The organism is Aeromonas sp. CU5 (assembly GCF_002586745.1).
Taxonomy (GTDB): Bacteria; Pseudomonadota; Gammaproteobacteria; order Enterobacterales; family Aeromonadaceae; genus Aeromonas; species Aeromonas sobria.
In genome coordinates this window covers 3,759,619-3,779,908 of sequence record NZ_CP023817.1, presented here as the reverse complement: position 1 = coordinate 3,779,908, position 20,290 = coordinate 3,759,619, and the positions used below count along the sequence as shown (strand labels likewise).

At 58.6% G+C, this 20,290-nt stretch carries 18 protein-coding genes; 8 read left to right on the top strand and 10 right to left on the bottom strand.

Features of this window, described 5'->3' with window-relative positions; translation table 11 throughout:
• Nucleotides 1–21: 21 nt before the first annotated feature.
• Together gppA and rhlB are read right to left on the bottom strand one after the other, a co-directional pair.
• Nucleotides 22–1,512 carry a guanosine-5'-triphosphate,3'-diphosphate diphosphatase gene (gppA, locus tag CK911_RS16980; RefSeq protein WP_098971425.1) on the bottom strand — a complete coding sequence of 497 codons (1,491 nt, stop codon included), beginning with the start codon at nt 1,510–1,512 and terminating at the stop codon, nt 22–24.
• Between the two features lie 13 nt (nt 1,513–1,525).
• Nucleotides 1,526–2,818, bottom strand: a complete 1,293-nt coding sequence (gene rhlB, locus CK911_RS16975) for an ATP-dependent RNA helicase RhlB (protein ID WP_042021114.1) — start codon at nt 2,816–2,818, stop codon at nt 1,526–1,528.
• 113 nt (nt 2,819–2,931) lie between these two features.
• On the opposite strand from rhlB, the gene trxA reads away from it, so the two are divergent.
• From trxA to CK911_RS16945, 6 genes are all read left to right on the top strand, one after another.
• Nucleotides 2,932–3,258 carry a thioredoxin TrxA gene (gene trxA, locus CK911_RS16970; protein ID WP_005339416.1) on the top strand — a complete coding sequence of 109 codons (327 nt, stop codon included), beginning with the start codon at nt 2,932–2,934 and terminating at the stop codon, nt 3,256–3,258.
• A 209-nt stretch (nt 3,259–3,467) separates the two neighbouring features.
• Entirely contained in the window at nt 3,468–4,733 is a 1,266-nt protein-coding gene (gene rho, locus CK911_RS16965; protein ID WP_042021112.1) for a transcription termination factor Rho, read from the top strand.
• Nucleotides 4,734–4,841: 108 nt separating this feature from the next.
• A complete protein-coding gene (locus tag CK911_RS16960; protein ID WP_098971423.1) occupies nt 4,842–5,840 on the top strand; it encodes a hypothetical protein in 999 nt (332 codons plus the stop codon).
• A gap of 33 nt (nt 5,841–5,873) precedes the next feature.
• Complete coding sequence (gene ubiD / locus CK911_RS16955; RefSeq protein WP_098971420.1) at nt 5,874–7,343, top strand: 4-hydroxy-3-polyprenylbenzoate decarboxylase; 1,470 nt, start codon at nt 5,874–5,876, stop codon at nt 7,341–7,343.
• Nucleotides 7,344–7,498: 155 nt separating this feature from the next.
• Nucleotides 7,499–8,197: an NAD(P)H-flavin reductase gene (gene fre / locus CK911_RS16950; RefSeq protein ID WP_068979266.1), complete on the top strand. Its 699-nt coding sequence runs from the start codon at nt 7,499–7,501 to the stop codon at nt 8,195–8,197.
• A 205-nt stretch (nt 8,198–8,402) separates the two neighbouring features.
• On the top strand, nt 8,403–9,434 hold the full coding sequence (locus CK911_RS16945; protein WP_253860340.1) for a sensor domain-containing diguanylate cyclase: 1,032 nt from the start codon (nt 8,403–8,405) through the stop codon (nt 9,432–9,434).
• A gap of 57 nt (nt 9,435–9,491) precedes the next feature.
• Here the strand turns inward: CK911_RS16945 and CK911_RS16940 are convergent, their stop codons facing one another.
• On the bottom strand, nt 9,492–9,749 hold the full coding sequence (locus CK911_RS16940) for an accessory factor UbiK family protein (protein WP_042021104.1): 258 nt from the start codon (nt 9,747–9,749) through the stop codon (nt 9,492–9,494).
• Between the two features lie 297 nt (nt 9,750–10,046).
• Between CK911_RS16940 and CK911_RS16935 the strand changes: the two genes are divergently transcribed.
• Complete coding sequence (locus tag CK911_RS16935; RefSeq protein ID WP_098971416.1) at nt 10,047–12,485, top strand: VolA/Pla-1 family phospholipase; 2,439 nt, start codon at nt 10,047–10,049, stop codon at nt 12,483–12,485.
• A gap of 69 nt (nt 12,486–12,554) precedes the next feature.
• Here CK911_RS16935 and glpG read toward each other — a convergent pair whose 3' ends face one another.
• The 7 genes from glpG to CK911_RS16900 all read right to left on the bottom strand — a co-directional run bounded on the left by glpG (nt 12,555) and on the right by CK911_RS16900 (nt 18,798).
• Nucleotides 12,555–13,388: a rhomboid family intramembrane serine protease GlpG gene (gene glpG, locus CK911_RS16930; protein WP_068979269.1), complete on the bottom strand. Its 834-nt coding sequence runs from the start codon at nt 13,386–13,388 to the stop codon at nt 12,555–12,557.
• Nucleotides 13,385–13,708 (bottom strand): thiosulfate sulfurtransferase GlpE, encoded by a 324-nt coding sequence (glpE, locus tag CK911_RS16925; RefSeq protein WP_068979270.1) that lies wholly within the window; start codon nt 13,706–13,708, stop codon nt 13,385–13,387. The genes glpG and glpE overlap by 4 nt, the downstream gene beginning before the upstream one ends.
• A 122-nt stretch (nt 13,709–13,830) precedes the next feature.
• Nucleotides 13,831–14,532 carry an ABC transporter ATP-binding protein gene (locus CK911_RS16920; protein WP_042021096.1) on the bottom strand — a complete coding sequence of 234 codons (702 nt, stop codon included), beginning with the start codon at nt 14,530–14,532 and terminating at the stop codon, nt 13,831–13,833.
• Nucleotides 14,533–14,542: 10 nt separating this feature from the next.
• On the bottom strand, nt 14,543–15,316 hold the full coding sequence (gene livG / locus CK911_RS16915; protein WP_098971414.1) for a high-affinity branched-chain amino acid ABC transporter ATP-binding protein LivG: 774 nt from the start codon (nt 15,314–15,316) through the stop codon (nt 14,543–14,545).
• A complete protein-coding gene (locus CK911_RS16910) occupies nt 15,313–16,581 on the bottom strand; it encodes a high-affinity branched-chain amino acid ABC transporter permease LivM (RefSeq protein ID WP_042021092.1) in 1,269 nt (422 codons plus the stop codon). The genes livG and CK911_RS16910 overlap by 4 nt, the downstream gene beginning before the upstream one ends.
• A 100-nt stretch (nt 16,582–16,681) precedes the next feature.
• Nucleotides 16,682–17,608 (bottom strand): high-affinity branched-chain amino acid ABC transporter permease LivH, encoded by a 927-nt coding sequence (gene livH / locus CK911_RS16905; RefSeq protein WP_042021090.1) that lies wholly within the window; start codon nt 17,606–17,608, stop codon nt 16,682–16,684.
• Between the two features lie 68 nt (nt 17,609–17,676).
• Complete coding sequence (locus tag CK911_RS16900) at nt 17,677–18,798, bottom strand: branched-chain amino acid ABC transporter substrate-binding protein (RefSeq protein ID WP_042021088.1); 1,122 nt, start codon at nt 18,796–18,798, stop codon at nt 17,677–17,679.
• A 434-nt stretch (nt 18,799–19,232) separates the two neighbouring features.
• Here CK911_RS16900 and CK911_RS16895 point away from each other — a divergent pair, with 434 nt between their 5' ends.
• Nucleotides 19,233–20,237, top strand: coding sequence for a substrate-binding domain-containing protein (locus CK911_RS16895; RefSeq protein ID WP_098971412.1), 1,005 nt, complete (start codon nt 19,233–19,235; stop codon nt 20,235–20,237).
• Nucleotides 20,238–20,290: the final 53 nt, after the last annotated feature.

The window sequence follows — 20,290 nt, the reverse complement described above, 5'->3', positions numbered from 1 at the left end:
CAAAGCAGGCAAGTTGCTGGTTCAGGCTTCCTGCAGGCGGGTTGGCCAGCCCATCTTTTGCTGGCGTTCCACTTCCAGGCGCAGCTCGCTGGCACGCAAATAGTGTTCATCCATCCAGCCCTTGGGCAGGGTCAGGGTCAGTGACTCTTCTTCGGCCTGCAGGGTGAAGCTGGGAACCGTGCCCTGGGTGCGGCGCATGCAGAGGATCAGCGATATGCGCAGGATGCGGGCCAGCCGGATCGCCTGACGAGCGGTGACTGCGCCCTGTTTTTCCAGGGTTTCCAGCTTGAATTCGTCCCGCTGGTTGAACAGCAGGGCCGACAACAGCTTCTTTTGTGCAGGGGTAAAACCCGGCATATCGATGTTGTCGATGATGTAGGCAGCGTGTTGCGGTGCCTTCTTGTACTCGATACAGAGGCCCAGTTCGTGCAGCAAAGCGGCATAACGAAGGATGGGGCGGCCATAACGTTTGGATAGACGCCAGCCCGGTTGCAGCTGGGTGAATGCTTCGACGGCGGTATCGCGCACCCGCTCGGCGTGCTCTTTATCCAGCTGATAGCGGCTGATCAGGCTGTCGGCGGTGCGATCCCTGGCATCACAGTCGTGATTGTTGCCCAGCAGACCGTAAATCAAGCCTTCACGCAGAGCACCACCCGCCAGGGTCATGCTCTCGATATTCAGGGTTTCAAAGATGGCGATCAGGATGGCGAGGCCGGAGGGGAACACAGTCAGCCGTTCGGCCGCCAGCCCTTCCAGCTGCAACCGATCCAGCTTGCCACAGGCGATGGCCTGACCCATCAGCTCCTGCAATTTCGGCAGGGTAACCCGCTCGCTCTTTCCTTGTGCCAGCATGATCTCTTGCAGCGCCTGCACTGTGCCAGAGGCGCCGACGCAGGTGCGCCAGCCGAGGGTACGGTAATCTTCCGACACCTTCTCCAGCACCGCTTTGGCGGCGGCAATAGCCTGCTCGAAACGCGTGGCACTCAGCTCGCCATCACCGAAGTGGTTGTTGAGCCAGGTGACACAGCCCATGTGCAGGCTGTTGAGCAGTTTCGCTTCACTATGCTCGCCAATCACCAGTTCGGTACTGGCTCCGCCAATGTCGATCACCAGCCGATTGCCCTCTCCGGCAGAGGTCCAGGAGACCCCTTCGTAGATGGTTTTGGCCTCTTCCTCACCCGAGATAATCTCGATGTTGTGGTTGAGTAACCGTTCCGCTTCGCTGAGGAACTCGTCGACGTTGGTGGCAAGGCGCAGGGTTGCGGTGCCTACCACCCGGATGTTGTCGGCCGGAATATCCTGCAACTGCTCGGAGAACAGTCGCAGACAGTCCCAGCCCCGCTCCATGGCGGCACGGCTGAGGTGAAATTCCGGATCGAGCCCGGCAGCGAGGCGAACCTTGCGCTTGACCTTGGTGACGGTGCGCAGGGCACCGGCGACCTCGCGCACCACCAGCATATGAAAGCTGTTGGAGCCGAGGTCGATGGCGGCATAGAGCGGCGAGTTGTGCAACTGGGCCTGTCCTTTAGCTCTTGCGCGGCGGACGACGACGGTTGTTGCTGTTGTTGCTGCCACCCTGACGGTCACGCATGTTGCGGTTGACCGGCTGGCGGTTGCGAACAACACGTTTCGGCGCAGTCACATCATCCAGCAGTGCTTCACGATCATATTTGCTGACCGGGATAGCGTGGTGGATGTACTCCTCGATGGCTGGCAGGTTGAAGGCATAGTCTTCACAGGCCAGGCTGATGGAGTGGCCGCTCTTGCCGGCACGACCGGTACGACCGATACGGTGCACATAGTCTTCGGCGTCGTCGGGCAGGTCATAGTTGAAGACGTGGGTCACGTCAGGGATGTGCAGACCACGGGCAGCCACGTCGGTAGCGACCAGGATGTCCAGCGTCCCTTTGGTGAAGTCTTCCAGGATCTTCATCCGCTTCTTCTGCGGCACGTCGCCAGTCAACAGACCTGCGCGGTGGCCGTCATTCTCCAGCCACGCCTGCACGTCTTCACAGATATGCTTGGTGTTGGCGAACACGATGGCTTTTTCTGGCCACTCCTCTTCCATCAGAGAGAGCAACAGCAGCATCTTGTCTTCATTGGAGGGGTAGAACAGCTCTTCCTGAATGCGTACTCCTGTCATCTGCTCCGGCTCTACCTGCACATGTTCCGGGTGGTTCATGTGCTCGTAGGCCAGCTCCTGCACGCGCAGGGAGAGGGTCGCGGAGAACAGCATGCTTAGACGCTCGGTCGGGGCAGGCATGCGGCGGAACAGGAAGCGGATGTCCTTGATGAAGCCCAGATCGAACATGCGATCCGCTTCGTCCAGTACCACGACCTGAATATTGCTCAGATCGATCACCTTGGACTTGAAGTAGTCGATGATGCGACCAGTGGTGCCGATCAGGATGTCAACGCCCTGCTCCAGCACGGCCAACTGCTTGTCGTAACCTTCGCCACCGTAGGCGAGGCCGAGTTTCAGGCCGGTAGAGGCAGCGATGCTGTCGGCATCGTTGTAAATCTGTACTGCCAGTTCCCGGGTGGGTGCCATGATGATGGCTCTGGGTTGATTAACCAGACGGGGAGTGGTCAGTGGGTGAGTCAGCAAATAGTTGAAGGTGGCGGCCAGGAAGGCGATGGTCTTGCCGGTTCCTGTCTGAGCCTGACCGGCGAGGTCATGACCTTCTACCAGCAGTGGCAGAGACAGTGCCTGGATGGGGGTGCAATAGTGAAATCCCTTTGATTCCAGACCAGCCAGAACTTCGGGTTCGAGGCCCATTTGGGCGAATTTTTCGGTCGTTAAGTGTGTTTTGCTCATGGCGGTAGGTTATCAGGTTAGGCTTGCATTAATAAACAGGATCATTTCAAATAGGGCAACTATTGCCTTTGTTGACGTATCAATAAAGCCTTATTTACTGACTGGAGTTGGAGATGAGTGACAAGATTGTTCAGCTGAGCGATGCCAGCTTCGAGGCAGATGTAATCAAAGCCGATGGCGCCGTCCTGGTCGACTTCTGGGCCGAATGGTGTGGTCCGTGCAAGATGATTGCCCCGATCCTGGAAGAAGTTGCCCAAGAGTACGAAGGTCGCGTGACCGTGGCCAAACTGAACATCGACCATAACTCTGATACTCCGCCCAAGTACGGCATTCGTGGTATCCCGACCCTCTTGCTGTTCAAGAATGGCGAAGTGGCAGCGACCAAGGTCGGTGCACTGTCCAAGACTCAGTTGAAAGAGTTTCTGGACGGCAACCTGTAATAACCTAAGGGGAGCGCATTGCAATAATGCGCTCCTTCTGTTTTATCACCTAGACGCTCATCCCGATTAGTGCTAATTTATCGCTCGTTTGCTAACCTTTTTGTCAGACCCGCTTTTGCAAAAGTCGGCTGGCAAGTCAAATCTGAACAGCACCAATCCAGCAGACTGTCTCCTCCCATTTCAATCCTTGCTTACAGACTTTCACCACTATGAATCTGACTGAATTAAAGAACACTCCTGTGTCCGAGCTGGTCAAGCTTGGCGAATCCATGGGGTTGGAAAATCTGGCTCGGGCGCACAAGAAAGATATTATTTTCGCGATCCTCAAGGCGCACGCCAAGGGTGGTGAGGATATCTTTGGCGACGGTGTGCTGGAAATCCTGACCGATGGTTTTGGCTTCCTGCGTAGTGCAGATGGCTCCTATCTGGCTGGCCCGGACGATATCTACGTCTCCCCGAGCCAAATTCGCCGCTTCAACCTGCGTACTGGCGATACCGTTTCCGGCAAAATCCGACCACCGAAAGAGGGCGAACGTTATTTCGCACTGCTCAAGGTCAACGAGGTCAACTATGACCGTCCGGAAAACGTCCGCAACAAGATCCTGTTTGAAAACCTGACGCCGCTGCATGCCAACGAACGTCTGCGCATGGAACGGGGTAACGGTTCTACCGAAGACATCACTGCCCGTGTACTGGATTTGGCATCCCCCATCGGTAAAGGCCAGCGTGGTCTGATCGTGGCACCGCCCAAGGCCGGTAAGACCATGCTGCTGCAGAACATCGCCCAGAGCATCGCCTACAACCACCCGGACTGTGAACTGATCGTCCTGCTGATCGACGAGCGTCCGGAAGAAGTGACCGAGATGCAGCGCATGGTGAAGGGTGAAGTGATCGCTTCTACCTTTGACGAGCCTGCTTCCCGCCACGTTCAGGTTGCCGATATGGTGATCGAAAAGGCCAAGCGTCTGGTCGAGCACAAGAAGGACGTGGTGATCCTGCTGGACTCCATCACCCGTCTGGCGCGCGCCTACAACACCGTCATCCCGTCATCGGGCAAGGTACTGACCGGTGGTGTGGATGCCAACGCCCTGCACCGTCCCAAGCGCTTCTTCGGCGCCGCGCGTAATGTGGAAGAGGGCGGTAGCCTGACCATCATCGCGACCGCGCTGGTGGATACCGGATCCAAAATGGACGAGGTTATCTACGAAGAGTTCAAGGGTACCGGTAACATGGAACTGCACCTCTCGCGCAAGATTGCCGAGAAGCGCATCTACCCGGCCATCGACATCACCCGTTCTGGCACCCGTAAGGAAGAGCTGCTGACAGCGCCTGACGAGCTGCAGAAGATGTGGATCCTGCGCAAGATCATTCACCCCATGGGCGAGATCGATAGCATCGAGTTCCTGATCGACAAGTTGGCAGGCACCAAGACCAACGACGAGTTCTTTGACGCCATGCGGCGCCAGCAGAAGTAAGTCCGGTCACAAAATGACGAAACCGCGGCCCTGGTCGCGGTTTTTGTTTATCTGTTTTCCGGTCGCCCTAGTAGTATGAAATCCCGATGTCACAAGGATAGAGACGTCATGAAACCCATTTTTTGGTTCTGGCTTGGGTTGCTGTTCGCAATGCCGCTCCATGCCCAAGTGGCATCGCCCTCATTGCCGGCGACCGTTGAGACTCTGCAAACGCACCAGCGCTATCTGGCGAGCCGTCTGCAACAGGGGCAATTTGCTGCCATCGACACCCTGCTGGCAACCTTGAGCCGCGAGCAGCGGGAGTTTCTGCTGTTGCAACTGCTGCGGGATATTCCGCTTACCGCCCCTGCGTCCCCCGAGTTGCAACAGTGGGTCGAGGCTCAGGCCGACAAGGCCCCCGAGTGGCTACTGGAGCAGCAGGTAGACGGTTTTCTGGTGCAGCAACCCGCCTACGATTTTTCCGCCCGCGCCCGCCAGTTGCTTGGTCAATGGCAACTCCAGCGGCTGGTGGTGAGCTATCACCAGCAGCTTGCCCAGGGGAGCTTTGCGCTCAAATCCATTTACTACAGCCGTAACCCCGACCTTGCCATGCAGCAGCAAGCCCTGTTGCTGGCCCTTGCCCAAGTGCCGCCGTCGATCTGGGGTCGGGAGGCCAGCCAGCTGGCGGGTCAGAATATCTATCTGCCCGACAACCAGTTGTTGCGCTATCTGCTGGAACGTACCGGCGAGCCAGCACTCTATGCCCGATTGTGGCGCCAGCCGGCGGATCAGGATGCGTTGATGGCACTGTCCACCATCAGTCACTTCCATCAAGGCGCGGCAGCCAGTGATCTGTTGATTGCGGCCAGTGTTAACCCGGATTTGAAAGAGCCCGCCCTGCGCCAGTTGAGCGCGCTATCTCCCTTGCCGCAGCAGGCCCAAAGCTATCTGCTGGCGGAACTCTCCAACCGCCAATACGGTGCGCTGGTGGCGGGTTTATTGATGGAAGTGGACGAGCCGCTGTTGCTCTCTGCACTGGTCAGGCGTCTGGGGCAACGTGACCCCCCTCCCATCGCCCCGAGCCTGTTACCCGATACGGGTACAACCGATGTGCGGCCAGGGTTATAATGCACAACCTCCTGAACCCGGTTGGGAACTTGCATGAAATACAAGGATTTGCGTGATTTCATCGCGCAGCTGGAACAAAACGGACAACTCAAGCGCATCACTCGCGAGATAGACCCCTATCTGGAGATGACCGAGATCAGCGATCGCACCCTGCGTGCGGGTGGCCCGGCGCTGCTGTTCGAAAATCCCAAAGGCTACACCATGCCGGTGCTGACCAACCTGTTCGGTACCCCGGATCGGGTTGCCATGGGCATGGGCCAGCCGAATGTGGGTGCCCTGCGTCAGGTCGGGGTTTGGCTCTCTTATCTCAAGGAGCCTGAACCGCCCCGTGGTCTCAAGGAGCTGATGGAGAAGCTGCCGATCTTCAAGCAGGTACTCAACATGCCGACCAAGCGGCTCTCTTCTGCCCCCTGCCAGCAGGTGGTGCAGGAGGGGGATGCGGTCGATCTCGACCAGATCCCGATCCAGCATTGCTGGCCTGGCGATGTGGCGCCGCTGGTTACCTGGGGCCTTACCATTACCCGTGGTCCCTACAAGAAGCGACAGAACCTCGGTATCTACCGCCAGCAGAAGATCGGCAAGAACAAGCTGATCATGCGTTGGCTCGATCACCGCGGCGGCGCCATCGATTTTCGCGAATGGCAAGAGGCCCATCCGGGTGAGCGATTCCCGGTGGTGGTGGCGCTCGGTGCCGATCCGGCGACCATTCTCGGCGCAGTGACGCCGGTGCCGGATACCCTCTCCGAGTATGCTTTTGCCGGTCTGCTGCGCGGTAGCCGTACCGAAGTGGTGAAAGCGATAAGTTGTGATCTGGAGGTGCCCGCCAGCGCAGAGATCGTGCTGGAAGGCTATCTGGAACCGGGTGAAATGGCGCCGGAAGGGCCTTATGGCGATCATACCGGTTACTACAACGAGGTGGACGAGTTCCCGGTCTTTACCATTACCCATATGACCAAGCGGCGGGATGCCATCTATCACAGTACCTACACCGGCCGTCCGCCCGATGAGCCCGCAGTGCTGGGGCTGGCGCTGAACGAGGTGTTCGTGCCGCTGCTGCAGAAGCAGTTCCCCGAGATTGTGGACTTCTATCTGCCACCGGAAGGGTGCTCCTACCGGATGGCGGTGGTCACCATCAAGAAGCGCTACCCGGGCCATGCCAAGCGAGTGATGCTGGGGGTCTGGTCCTTCCTGCGCCAGTTCATGTACACCAAGTTCGTGATTGTCTGCGATGACGACATCAATGCCCGCGACTGGAACGATGTGATTTGGGCCATCACCACCCGAATGGACCCGGCACGGGACACCACCCTGATCGAAAACACCCCGATCGACTACCTGGATTTCGCCTCACCGGTCTCCGGGCTCGGCTCCAAAATGGGGCTGGATGCCACCAACAAGTGGCCGGGTGAGACCAGTCGTGAGTGGGGTCAGCCCATAGTGCAGGACGAAGCTGTGAAGCAGAAGATCGATACCATTTGGGATGAGCTAAATATCCTCAGCTGAGCCAAAGATGGCCACTTTGCGGCATTTGCTGCAAAAAGTGATGCGATCCGCACTGATTTGAGTATTCTCGACTGACGGGACCAGGGCTGCTGGTCGTCATTCCATAGTGAAACAATGAGCGAAGCGGGCCGAGCGAGCCCGCCACAAGGACAAGAATGCAACGTATCAAATGCCGCGTAGAGGAACTGCGCGAATATGTCGACACCATCTGGCATGTGGCACTGACGCCGCAGCAAGAGATCAGCTTCAAGCCGGGCCAGTATCTGCTGGTGGTGATGAGCGATTCGGACAAGCGCCCCTTCTCCATCGCCAACTCGCCGACCCGCCCGGGTGTGCTGGAGCTGCAAATTGGTGCCACTCCCGAAAATGCCTACGCCGGTCAGGTGTTGGCCCGGATGCGCGAGCAGGGCGAGATCGAGGTCGAATTGCCGGCTGGCAAGGCGTTCCTGCGTGATGAGTCCCCCCGTCCGCTGATCCTGATGGCGGGTGGCACTGGCTTCTCTTACGCCCGCTCCATTCTGGAATATCTGATCGACAAAGGCAGCAAGCGCCCGGTGTTCTTCTACTGGGGTGTGCGTCAGGCTCACTGGCTCTACGAGCTGGAACAGATGCAGCAGTGGGAGCGTGACTACGCACCGCTCACCTTCATCCCGGTGGTGCAGGAGCCGGAGGCTGACTGGACTGGTAAGAGCGGGCTGGTGCACAAGGCGATCATGGATGACTTCGTCAGTCTGCACGACTACGACATCTATGTGGCCGGTCGTTTCGAGATGGCGGGTGCGGCGCGGGAGGAGTTCAAGATCCTCGGTGCCGAGCCGGAGCGCATCTTCGGTGATGCCTACGAATTTATCTGACCAACAGCAGGGTTGGCTGATGCAGCCCCCGGTGTGACCGGGGGCTGTTGTTTTTTCGGGGTTGTTATCGTGAGCGGGCGTGGCGCGATGATCGCAGTGTTATCCCATGATTTTTCGTCATTTTTGAGATGAATGGCTACTAATTGGGCGTGGCTGGTGGCATCTTGGTCGGTGATGATCAGCAGGCTGGATAAGGATATCCGAAGTGATAGCACAAGGAGGGGTAGCGTTGAATGAAGAGGGCCGGGTATCGGCAGAGGATGTCGCGGGTGAGGCCCGTCGTGCTGAATGGGCCGCGATGCCAAACCCGTCTCTTCATGGTGGTGAACGTGCCCGTTTGCAGGCTGAAATAGCTGCCCTGAAGCATGAAAATGACCTGCTGCAAGAGAAGCTCAATGCCGCCCTCGATGGCACCGGTATCTGCCTCTGGCAGGGCTCCATTCCCACCGGTGAGCTGCGGGTATTCAATCTGCAGAACTTCCAGGCCGGAGATATGGCCCCTCATTTCGATCTGTGGAGCGCCAAGCTCCATCCTGATGATCGTAGCCACACCCTGACCCACTACCATAACCACCTGCAGGGGCTGACTCCCTGCTATGAAGCCGAATATCGCACCGTCAGCCCGGAGGGCGAGATTACCTGGCTGTGGGATCGGGGGCGAGTCGTCGATTGGGATGGTGACGGAAAGCCGCTGCGGATCATGGGTTCCCACATCGATATCACCCAGCGCAAGGCGTATGAGCTACAGCTGGCAGAGCGCGCCAACAGCGATGCCCTGACCGGGTTGCTCAACCGGCAGGGATTTGGCAAGGCCTTCAAGCAGTTAAAGCCGCAGGGGCCAAGGGCTTTGCTGTTTATCGATCTGGATGATTTTAAAGGGATCAATGACCAGCTGGGTCACGCCTGTGGCGACCGGGTGCTGCAGCAGATCGCGCAGTGGTTGCGGCGCATCATGCCGGCGTCGGCACTTTGTGGTCGCTACGGTGGCGACGAATTTGTGGTCCATCTGCATCATGAGGTATCGAGTCACACCTCGGCCCAGTTGGCCGATGTCCTGATCAGCGAGATACAGCGTTATGTGCCGCAACCCGATTGCCCGCTCCGGGTCGGGATGAGCATAGGCATTGCTCTATGGGAGGCCGAATTGTCGTTAAGAGAGGTGCTGGATGTGGCGGACAGGGCCATGTATGAAGCCAAGGCTCGGGGAAAACGGGCCTGGCATCTGCTACATGCTTGATTGAGCCATTCGGCTGACCATCACATAACAAAAACCCCAGCCGAGCTGGGGTTTTTGTTATTCGCCTTTGGCGCCGAACTGCTGTTCGAGCTGAGCCAGCTTGGTTTCGAGGGCGGCCAGTTTTTCCCGGGTACGCAGCAGCACCTTGGTCTGCACGTCGAACTCTTCGCGGCTGACCAGATCCAGCTTGCCCAGCTGGGCTTGCAGTACCTGACGCATCTTCTTCTCGGCCTCTTCACCCATGCTACGAATGCCGGGCGGCAGGGAGTTGTGTACCTGCTTGGCGATCTCTTCCAGTTTCTTCGGGTCGATCATGATGTCCTCCTTAAGCGTTGGCGGACATTCTACCGACAATTCCCTCACTTTGCCGAGATCGCGGCGGCTTTTTAGTCGTGACGATGGCTGCTGGCTGGTCGGGTCTGGTTAATCCTCCGCTGTTGTTACCCTTGCGCCCCCTTGTTGACGTAAAACCTTGATTTTCGCCACAAACCTGAGCGAAAGATGACCAACATGAGTCTCGTCGATTGTTGGTTTTATGTTAACTTTGTGCGGTCGAAGCGGTGAATGCTTCGTTGGCTTGTGATGGACAACAACCTATAAAGAGAACAAAAAATGAAGAAGAAGCTAATTTATGCCGCTGTGCTCAGCGCCCTGCTGGCCGGATGTGGTGGGGATGACAACAAGGGAGATACCACCAGCTCCCTCGACTATGCCCTGAGTGGCGCCAACGGGATTCGCCCGAGCGTGCTGGCTCCCCGTGCCAGCGACGGTACCCTGAAGTTTTCAACAGAGACGCAGGATCTCGCCAATCCGGTGTCTGCCCTCTCTACCCTGGATGGCTGGTCAACGACGCAGCCTGTCCAGTTGGTACCGGCAACCGTGACCGGCGTATCTGTGCCTGCACCGGCAGCCAGCGAGTACGCATCTGCCGTTGCGCCACTCTATCTGCTGGAGCTGGTGCTGGATCCGGTAACTCAGCGACCCGTCGGAGTGAAGAACAACAAGCCTCTGACCTATGGCACCGACTTTGTGGTGAGCAATGGCGGCGGCAAACTCAATCTGGTACCGCTCAAGCCGCTCAATCCCTCCTCTTACTACATGATCGTGGCGACCGACTCCCTCAAGGACAGTCGTGGCACGCCGCTCAAGGCGGGGGGCGATTACAGCAACTTCAAATCGACCGCAGGCACGACCACGCAGGAGCAGACTATCAGCAGCCTGATTACACTGCAGGAGGGGTTGTTCAAGGCGGCCACCGGGATTACCAGCGATCGGGTGATCTTCTCCGACTGGTTTGCCACCCAATCTGGTCCTGATGTGCTGCTGGCGGTGAAGAGTGCCGCCGCTGCCGTGCTGAAGAGCCCGAGCCTGGATGCCGCATCGCTGTGGAAACAGGATGCCAAAGGCAATACCAGCCTGCCAGGTACCTATGTGGCTAGCTGGAGCCCGACAGCCCCTTTATTTATGGATGCTCTTGATGGGGTGTCGGAGCTTTTGCTTCCAGCTAAAACCAAGCAGGCGATTAAAGCGGGTATTGCTGCAGCGGGTCTGACAGGGCTTGCGGGCATCACTAGCGTATATAGCGGAACCGTCAAGCTCCCTTACTTCCTCTCAACCCCAGCGATAGCCGGTTCCTGGGACAAGGCCAAGACCCAATCCTGGCACGGTGCTATTCCCAGCCTCTATGCCATCGCCAACGCCCTGAAAGCGGGCGATACCGAGGTGATCGGTGGATTGGTCGGGGCGGGGGTGGATCCGGCGCTGCTGGGTGAGATGATGGCCGACCCGAGCCGTCAGAGTGCACTGCTGACCGAGGCGAGCAAACTGATCGGAGTGACTATCACCTCTGGCGGCAAGCCGCTGGATGCCGAGCGCAATATCGGCCGCTTCAACCCGCTGCCGACCCTGACCGAAGTGCAATCGGTACCGCTGCGGATCTTTGCCGCCGGGCCACTGGCCAATGTCACCGATGTGATCATCTATCAGCACGGGGTCACCTCCATCAAGGAGAACGCCTATGCGCTGGCGCTGGGGCAGATTGGCGCAGGTTTGAGTGCCAGTAAAAGTGTCGCTGTGGTGGTGATCGATCATCCGCTGCACGGTGAGCGTGGTTATGCCCTGAGTGGCAGCAAAGATACCGTCACCACCTCCGAAAACCCGACTCCTTACCTGAATCTGGGGTATCTGACGGTGGCGCGGGACAACCTGAAACAGAGCGTGGCCGATCTGCTGGGGCTGCGACTGGCAGTCGGCCTGGCCAATGCCAGGGGGCTGGGTGGCCAACTGGGCGGTGCCGGTCTGAAGGTGCATTTCCTCGGCCACTCGCTGGGGGCCATTGCCGGAGCCAATCTGCTGGCAGTAGCCAACCAAACCACCGGCAGTGCCCAGGCTGATGCCCTGTTCAAGTTTGATACCGGCGGTCTGGCGATGCCGGGTGGCGGCATAGCGCCGCTGCTGCTCAACTCGCCGAGCTTCGGGCCGACCATCAAGATGAGCGTACTCACCTCGGGCAGTCCGGAGCTGAAAGCGGGCTTTACCGCCTATGCACCGAACTGCAAAACGGCTGCCGCTAACTGCTTCGTCAACGAGTTCCTGCCCAGTCTGGATGCGGCCACTCAGGCGGGTGCGGCGAGCTCGTTGCAGAGCTATACCTTTGCCGCCCAGTCAGTGCTGGACTCTGCCGACCCGATCAATCTGGGCAGTGGCGTCGCCAAGAGCTTCCCGCTGTTCGCCACCGAAATTGTTGGCGATGGTGCGCTCAGCTTGCCGGATCAGGTGATCCCCAACAGCATCGCCTTCGCGCCGCTGGGTGGGACCGAGCCGCTGTTCCGGGTGCTGGGTTTGCAAGAGCTGAAGGGTTCTGGCGTGATCCCGGCAGGTCACCATGCTGCACGCTTCCTGAAAGGGGGCCATAGCTCGCTGCTGGCCCCTGACGAGAACTTCGATCAGGCTGGCGCGGTCACCACCGAGATCCAGACCCAGTTCGCCAGCTTCTTTATGAGTGGCGGTGCGGTGGTCAAGGTGAGCGACGACACCCTGATCAAGCAGTAACTGCCCGGCGCGTAAAAAAACGCCGCCCTTTGGGGCGGCGTTGTTGTTTCTGCAGGCAGCTTGCACATCTCAGGCAGGTTGGTGATTTCTATCCAGCCAGCCTTGCAGCAGGCCGACCAGCAGGCCGACCAGATGAGCCATATTGGCGGTTTTGGCACCGAGCATGTCGAAGAAACCGAGCACCAGCCAGAACAGCATAAAGCCCATCAGTGCCGGTGGCAGAGTGAGGCCGCAGGCCGGTTGCAGCTTGCTGCGCAGCCAGCAGTAGCCGAGCAGGGCATAGACCACGCCGGAGAGGCCGCCAAACAGCGGGCCGCTGACGAAGAACTCGGCGATATTGGGCAAGGCCGCCCCGATCAGCAGCAAGATCAGCAGCTTGCCGCTACCAAGGCGTTGTTCGATCTGGCCTCCCAGATACCACCACCACAGCAAGTTGAACACCAGATGGAGCACCGAGAAGTGGATCAGGGCGGGGGTGAAATAGCGCCATGCCTGCCAGTCGGTGAATTGGGTCAAGGTCGGGTGGAACGCCAGCTCGTTGAAGATTGGCAGGCCGATGGCATCGATCCCGTAGATGGCCAGACAGGCGATGATCACTACCAGGGTCAGTGGCCCTGCTTGATGGAGAAAATCGGTGACCGGATCCATCATCCCCTTGCTGTAGTCAATGCGGGCATTGGCTTGGCCAGACTGCCAGGAGGCTTCCATATAGCGCGGGTGGTTTGGTTCAGTCAGGAAACGCTTCACCTCCAGCTGGGCTTGGGCGAGGCGCTGCTCGTCTGCCAGCCAGATGGTGACCCCCAGCTCTGACTGGGTCAGTTCGCAGGAGATGCCCAGGGTCGCCAGATAGTCCACCAGCGCCTGCGCCATACGGGCGTTGTCGAGCACCAGCAGCTGGATCATGCCTCGCCTGCCTCGATGGGAAACTCCCGGCGCCACGCCTCGAAGCCGCCATCCATGCTGTAGACCTCGTCATAGCCCTGTTGCAGCAGATACTGGGCGGCTCCCTGACTGCTGTTGCCGTGATAGCACATCACGATGACCGGGGTATCGAAATCCACTTCATTCATGAAGCGCACCAGGGAGCCGTTGGTGAGGTGATAAGCGCCGACCGCATGGGCCGTTTCGAACGATTGCGGGTCGCGAATATCCACCAGTCGAGCATCACCGGCGCTCAGTTTTTGGTGAGCATCATGGGCACTGATATGGGCAAACTGGTCCATTGAAATGTCCTGCGAATAGGTTGATTGCCGGTCAGTGTACCGCAAGCAGGGGCGCAAACTAACCCCACAAAAGATAAGGGAGCCAGCGGCTCCCTTGTCGTTATGTCAGCGCCGTTCCAGGCTCAGCCACCGAGATAAGCCTGCCGTACCGCCGGGTTGGCCAGCAGGGCGGCGCCCGTGTCTTGCAACACCACGTGGCCGTTCTCCAGCACATAGCCGCGATCGGCCAGCTTGAGCGCCTGGTTGGCGTTCTGCTCCACCAGGAAGATGGTCATCCCCTTCTGGCGCAGCTGCTCTATGGTGTCGAAGATCTGCTGGATGATGATGGGGGCCAGCCCCAGCGAGGGTTCATCCAGCAGCAGCAGGCGCGGCTTGCTCATCAGGGCGCGGCCGATGGCCAGCATCTGTTGCTCGCCGCCGGACATGGTGCCCGCCCGCTGTTGCAGCCGTTCGTGCAGCCGCGGGAACAGGGTGAACACCTGATCCAGCAGGGCGGGCTGTTCGGCCTTGTCGACAAAGAAGGCCCCCATCAACAGGTTCTCCTCCACCGTCAGGCGGGCGAAGATGCGGCGCCCTTCCGGCACCACGGCGATATCCTTGCGCATGATGCGGGCGGTGGTGAGGGAGCTGATCTGTTCACCTTCAAACCAGATGGAGCCGCTGCTGGGCTTGGGTTCACCACAGAGGGTCATCAGCAAGGTAGTCTTGCCAGCGCCGTTGGCACCGATCAGGGTGACGATCTCCCCCTCTTTTACCTCGACGCTGACATCGTGCAGCGCCTGAATTTTGCCGTAGTGGGTCGATACGTTGCGAAGTTCTAACATCTTGTTTTCCTTACGACTCGCCCAGATAGGCCTTGATCACTGCCGGATTGTTGCGGATCTCATCCGGCTTGCCGTGGGCCAGCGGTGTGCCCTGATTGACCACGAAGATGCGGTTGGAGATGCCCATCACCAGCTTCATATCGTGCTCGATCAGCAGCACAGAGACGCCGAATTCGTCCCGCAAAGAGGTGATCAATTCATCCAGCTCGTCGGTCTCTTTCGGGTTCAGGCCTGCAGCCGGTTCATCCAGCATCAGCAGCTCGGGCCGGGCTGCCATGCAGCGGGCGATCTCGAGGCGGCGCTGCTGACCGTAGGCCAGATTGCCTGCGGCGCGGTTGGCAAGATCCGTGAGCCCCACCTTCTCCAGCCAGAACGCGGCTCGCTCCAGCCCCTCTTGCTCCGCCCGGCGAAAGGCAGGGGTCTTGAACAGACCGGCGATAAAGTTAGTGTTGAGGTGCTGGTGCTGGGCGACCAGCAGGTTCTCCACCGCCGTCATCTCCTTGAACAGCCGCACATGCTGGAAGGTTCGCACTATCCCCTTGCGAGCGATGAGGTGGCCGGGCAGCCCCTGGATCTCCTCACCCTTGTAGCGGATGGTGCCGCCGCTTGGGCTGTAGAAGCCGGTCAGGCAGTTGAAGATGGTGGTCTTGCCCGCGCCGTTAGGGCCGATGATGGAGATCACCTCGCCCTTGTCGATATCCAGTTTGACCCCGTTGACTGCCAACAGGCCCCCAAAGCGCATCGACAGATCAGAGACTTCTAACAACTTCTGATGTGTACTCATTTCTTCAACTCCAGATGCGGACGGGTCATCGGCAGCAATCCTTGTGGCCGCCAGATCATCATGAACACCATCAACAGGCCGAACATCAGCATGCGGTACTCGTTGAATTCACGGGCCAGCTCCGGCAGCACCGTCATCACGATGGCGGCCAGCACCACCCCGATCTGGGAGCCCATGCCCCCCAGCACGACGATAGCGAGCACTATGGCCGACTCGATAAAGACGAAGGATTCCGGGCTGATAAAGCCCTGCCGCGAGGCGAAGAAGCTACCGGCGAAACCGGCAAAGGTGGCGCCTATGGTGAAGGCGGTCAGCTTGATGATGGTGGGGTTGAGCCCCAGTGATTTGCAGGCGATCTCGTCTTCCCGCAGCGCTTCCCAGGCGCGGCCGAGCGGCATCCGCAGCAAGCGGTTGATGACGAACAGGGTCGCCACTACCAGCAGCAGCGCCATCAGGTAGAGAAAGATCACCTTGTGGTTGGCGTTATAGGTGATGCCAAAAAATTCGTGGAAAGTCTCCCAGCCGCCATCCTTGACGGTGCGGTTGAACTCCAACCCGGCCAGGGTCGGTTTCGGGATGCCGGAGATCCCGTTCGGGCCGCCGGTCAGGGAGGTCATATTGTTGAGCAGGATACGGATGATCTCGCCAAAGCCCAGGGTGACGATGGCCAGATAATCCCCCCGTAGCCGCAGCACCGGAAAACCCAGCAGGAAGCCGAAGGTGGCGGCCATCATCCCGGCGATAGGCAGGCACTCCCAAAAGCTCAGACCGAAATAGGTGTTGAGCAGGGCATAGCTGTAAGCGCCGACCGCATAGAAGCCGACATAGCCGAGATCGAGCAGACCGGCGAGGCCGACCACTACGTTCAGCCCCAGCCCCAGCATGATGTAAATCAGGGTGAGGGTAGCCAGATCGATTGCACCGCGCGAGGCCATAAAGGGCCAGAGCACCGCAAACAGCAGCACCAGCACAGCAGTGGTGTTATAGAGCCGAGGCGCCTCTTCCTGACTTGGCAGCACCAGCTTGGTGAAGCCGACCGAGAAGCCACTGATGGAGGAGTGGAACAGCCGACTGATCTGGCCGCGCATCAGCTGGAACCAGAACACCAGGGTGGCGCCGCCCAGCAACCAGGCCAGCGATACATCGAGGCGACTGACGATCAGTAATTGACCCCCCTCTGACTCAAAACGAAAGCCGAGCAGCCAGAAGGAGAGCACCAGTAACACCAGACTGGCGATGCTGGCGTGGATGAATTGGCTTTTCATGCCTTCACCTCCGAACGTTGCAGGCGACCCCGGGTGCCGCTGCTGGGCAGAGAGAGCAGTATCTGAGTGGTGGTATCTGCATGAGTGAATGGATGTTTCATCATACTTTTTCTACCTCCGGGCGACCCAGAATGCCGGTGGGCATAAACAGCAGCACAAAGATAAGCAGGGCAAACGCCATCACATCCTTGTATTCGGTGCTGAGATAACCGGCGGTGAGCGCTTCAACCACCCCCAGCAGCAGGCCACCGAGTACGGCGCCCGGAATGCTGCCGATGCCACCCAATACCGCCGCCGTGAAGGCTTTCAGGCCGGCCATAAAGCCGAGGTAGGGGTTGATGACGCCGTAATACATGCCGAGCAGCACCCCGGCGATGGCGGCCAGCGCGGCCCCCAGCACGAAGGTGATGGAGATGACCACGTGGGTGTCGATCCCCAGCAGGTTGGCCATCTTGATATCTTCTGAACAGGCGCGGCAGGCGCGGCCCATGCGGGAGCGGTTGATGAACTGGGTCAGCGCCAGCATGGTGATGAAGGTCACCACGAAGATGATCAGCTGCATGTAAGAGAGGCTGGCCTGAAAACCATCCTCGCCCCCCAGGGTCCAACCACCGGAGATCAGGGTGGGCATGGCGATATCCCGCGAGCCTTGGGCCATCCGCATCATGTTCTGCAAGAAGATCGACATGCCGATAGCGGAGATGAGGGGGATCAGCCGGTTACCACCGCGCAGCGGCCGATAGGCGACCCGCTCGATGCTCCAGCCATAGGTGCCGGTGATGACGATACTGACCAGGAAGGCGCCCCCCAGCAGTAGAAAGGTGCTGTCGATGCCCATCATCATGAGCCCCGCCATCACCATGAAAGCGACATAGGAGCCGATCATGTAAACCTCGCCGTGGGCGAAGTTGATCATGCCGATGATGCCATAGACCATGGTGTAGCCGATGGCGATCAACGCATAGGTGCTGCCTATGGTTAATCCGTTCAGCAGCTGCTGAACCAGATAAAGGAGGTGTTCGGACATACTGCGTTCCCTGTACTTGCCCGCAAAGAGAGGAGGGGGTGAGTGAGGCTCACCCCCAAATCGGCAGATTATTTGACTTGGCTGGAGGTACCGTCAGCGTGCCACTGGAACACCCCGAATTCGAAGCCTTTCAGGTCACCGTTCGGTGCCCAGTTCAGGTTGCCCATCACGGTATCGATCGGGGTTGCCTTGATGGCGGCTGCAACGGCGGCCGGGTCATCTTCACCCGCTTTGGCGATACCGGCTGCCAGGGTTTGCACCGCAGCATAGGTAGTCCAGACGAACGGACCGGAAGAGTCCTGACCCTTGGCCTTGAATGCCGCAACCAGCGGGGCGTTGGCAGGGACCAGATCGTACTTGTTCGGCAGGGTGACCAGCAGTCCTTCGGACGCCGGGCCGCCGATGGCGGAGATATCCTTGTTACCCACCCCTTCCGGGCCCATAAACTTGGCTTTCAGCCCCTTCTCGGCAGATTGGCGCAGGATCAGCCCCAACTCCGGGTGATAACCGCCGTAATAGACGAAATCGACGTTCTCTTTCTGCAGCTTGGCGATCAGGGCGGAGAAGTCCTTGTCACCGGCGGTGATCCCTTCAAAGGCCACCACTTTGACGCCCGCCTTGTCGAGCGAGGCCTTGACGCTGGAGGCGATCCCTTCGCCGTACTGCTTCTTGTCGTGGATAACAGCGACGCGCTGGGGCTTGACCTGCTCGATGATGTATTTGGCGGCGGTCGGGCCCTGATCGCTATCCAGACCAATGGTACGCAAGGTCAGCTGGTAACCGCGCTCGGTGATCTTGGGGTTGGTGGAGGCGGGGGTAATCATCAGGATCCCCTCGTCTTCATAGATGTCGGAGGCGGGCAGGGTGTTGTCGGAACAGAGGTGACCCACCACGAACTTGACGCCGTCGTTCACCACCTTGTTGGCGACTGCCACCGCTTGCTTGGGGTCGCAGGCATCGTCATAGACGATCGCCTCAATCTGCTTGCCAGCGATGCCGCCAGCCTTGTTGATCTGCTCTACCGCCATCTTGCCGCCGGTGAACTGCATGTCGCCGTATTGAGCGACCGGACCAGTGACCGGACCGGCGATACCGATCTTGATGGTGTCTGCTGCATTGGCGATGGAAATCGATCCAAACAGAGCCAAAGAAACCGCTGCGCTTACTGTTATTTTGCTCAACTTATGCATTGATTCGTCCCTTAATCAGTGAATTATTTCATTTCCGTACCTTGTTCCGGATCTTGATCCCACATGTCCGGCAGTAGATAAGGTTCTATCATTCCTCACGGGACAATAACAAGCTGTTAAAGATACTAACCAGAGGGGGTTGGATGGGGGTGTTTTGAAACTAATGAACCGTTATTTTTGTTGGTTTAGAATTTAATATCGATTTAGACACTTAACATCTTGGCAACCAGTTGCTGGTTCGTTAAACGCCAGAGGATTAATCTGGTGATAATTTACCCTGATGGCGCTCCCATTTTGACCACAATTAATTTGCGCAAATACAAATGGGCGCATAGATTAGCCAGCATTGACAATTCCGTGGCCGAGCCCGTTAAAACCAAGCCTTTATTCGGGAAATCTGCTAATGTTCCGCCTTTGACAGTCAGGAGACTGAGATGGCCACTATCAAGGATGTCGCCTCTCGCGCAGGCGTATCCATCTCCACCGTCTCACATGTGCTCAACCACACTCGGCGGGTCAGCGAAGACGCGACCCAGAAAGTGATTGAGGCGGTGGCAGAACTCAACTACGCGCCCAACTCGGTAGCGCGCAGTCTAAAAATCAATTCGACCAAGACCATTGGCATGCTGGTGACCACCAGCGTAAACCCCTTCTTTGCCGAAGTGGTGCAAGGGGTCGAAGCGTACTGCTTCGAACAAGGCTACAGCCTGATCCTCTGCAACACCGAAAACCAGCCGCCCCGCCAGCAGCATTACTTGAGAATGCTGATGGAAAAACGGGTGGATGGCCTGCTGGTATTGGGTACTGATATTGATACTCCGTTGCGCGATATGTTGCGCATCCACAAACATGTGCCACAGGTGGTGCTGGATTGGGGTACGGAGTGCGATTTCGCCAACGTGATCAACGATAACGCTCGCATCGGTGCCGGCATGGCTGTTCGCCATCTGCTGGAACTGGGGCACACCGATATCGTCTGTATCACTGGTCAGGTCTCTAAAGAGACCACCCAGCAGCGACTGGACGGGGTGCGCGACGCCTTGGGCGAGCACGGTCTGACCCTCAAAGATGAACAGATCTTTGAAGGGGATTACGAGAGCCAGAGCGGCTTCGATGCCATGCAGCGTATCCTGGCCTTGCAGCCCCGGCCGACCGCGGTGTTCGCGTTCGACGATCCGATGGCAATCGGGGCTATCTGTGCCGCTTGGGAAGCCGGGGTCAAGGTGCCTGATGACATCTCTGTGATCGGCTACGACGATGTGGCGATGGCCCGCTTCTCCAGCCCGCCGCTGACCACCATCCGTCATCCCAAGGCCGAACTCGGTCTGTTGGCGGTCAAGCATCTGGTCAGCCGGATCCGCAACAAAGAGCTGGATGTCGAGTCAATGACGGTAGAGCCCGAGCTTATCGTCCGCTGCTCGGTCAAATCCCTGCGCTGACCGCCACGCTGTATTGCACGGCGATAGTCGGCACCACGAAAAACCCCCTCGTC

Excerpts from the sequence above, each read along its gene's own strand:
- CK911_RS16895 (WP_098971412.1), top strand. The coding sequence starts at position 19,233 with ATGGCCACTATCAAGGATGTCGCCTCTCGCGCAGGCGTATCCATCTCC.
- CK911_RS16940 (WP_042021104.1), bottom strand. The coding sequence starts at position 9,749 with ATGATCGACCCGAAGAAACTGGAAGAGATCGCCAAGCAGGTACACAAC.
- fre (WP_068979266.1), top strand. The coding sequence starts at position 7,499 with ATGCAACGTATCAAATGCCGCGTAGAGGAACTGCGCGAATATGTCGAC.
- glpE (WP_068979270.1), bottom strand. The coding sequence starts at position 13,708 with ATGGACCAGTTTGCCCATATCAGTGCCCATGATGCTCACCAAAAACTG.
- CK911_RS16900 (WP_042021088.1), bottom strand. The coding sequence starts at position 18,798 with ATGCATAAGTTGAGCAAAATAACAGTAAGCGCAGCGGTTTCTTTGGCT.
- CK911_RS16910 (WP_042021092.1), bottom strand. The coding sequence starts at position 16,581 with ATGAAAAGCCAATTCATCCACGCCAGCATCGCCAGTCTGGTGTTACTG.
- CK911_RS16920 (WP_042021096.1), bottom strand. The coding sequence starts at position 14,532 with ATGTTAGAACTTCGCAACGTATCGACCCACTACGGCAAAATTCAGGCG.
- rho (WP_042021112.1), top strand. The coding sequence starts at position 3,468 with ATGAATCTGACTGAATTAAAGAACACTCCTGTGTCCGAGCTGGTCAAG.
- livH (WP_042021090.1), bottom strand. The coding sequence starts at position 17,608 with ATGTCCGAACACCTCCTTTATCTGGTTCAGCAGCTGCTGAACGGATTA.
- ubiD (WP_098971420.1), top strand. The coding sequence starts at position 5,874 with ATGAAATACAAGGATTTGCGTGATTTCATCGCGCAGCTGGAACAAAAC.
- rhlB (WP_042021114.1), bottom strand. The coding sequence starts at position 2,818 with ATGAGCAAAACACACTTAACGACCGAAAAATTCGCCCAAATGGGCCTC.
- glpG (WP_068979269.1), bottom strand. The coding sequence starts at position 13,388 with ATGATCCAGCTGCTGGTGCTCGACAACGCCCGTATGGCGCAGGCGCTG.
- CK911_RS16935 (WP_098971416.1), top strand. The coding sequence starts at position 10,047 with ATGAAGAAGAAGCTAATTTATGCCGCTGTGCTCAGCGCCCTGCTGGCC.
- livG (WP_098971414.1), bottom strand. The coding sequence starts at position 15,316 with ATGAGTACACATCAGAAGTTGTTAGAAGTCTCTGATCTGTCGATGCGC.
- trxA (WP_005339416.1), top strand. The coding sequence starts at position 2,932 with ATGAGTGACAAGATTGTTCAGCTGAGCGATGCCAGCTTCGAGGCAGAT.
- CK911_RS16960 (WP_098971423.1), top strand. The coding sequence starts at position 4,842 with ATGAAACCCATTTTTTGGTTCTGGCTTGGGTTGCTGTTCGCAATGCCG.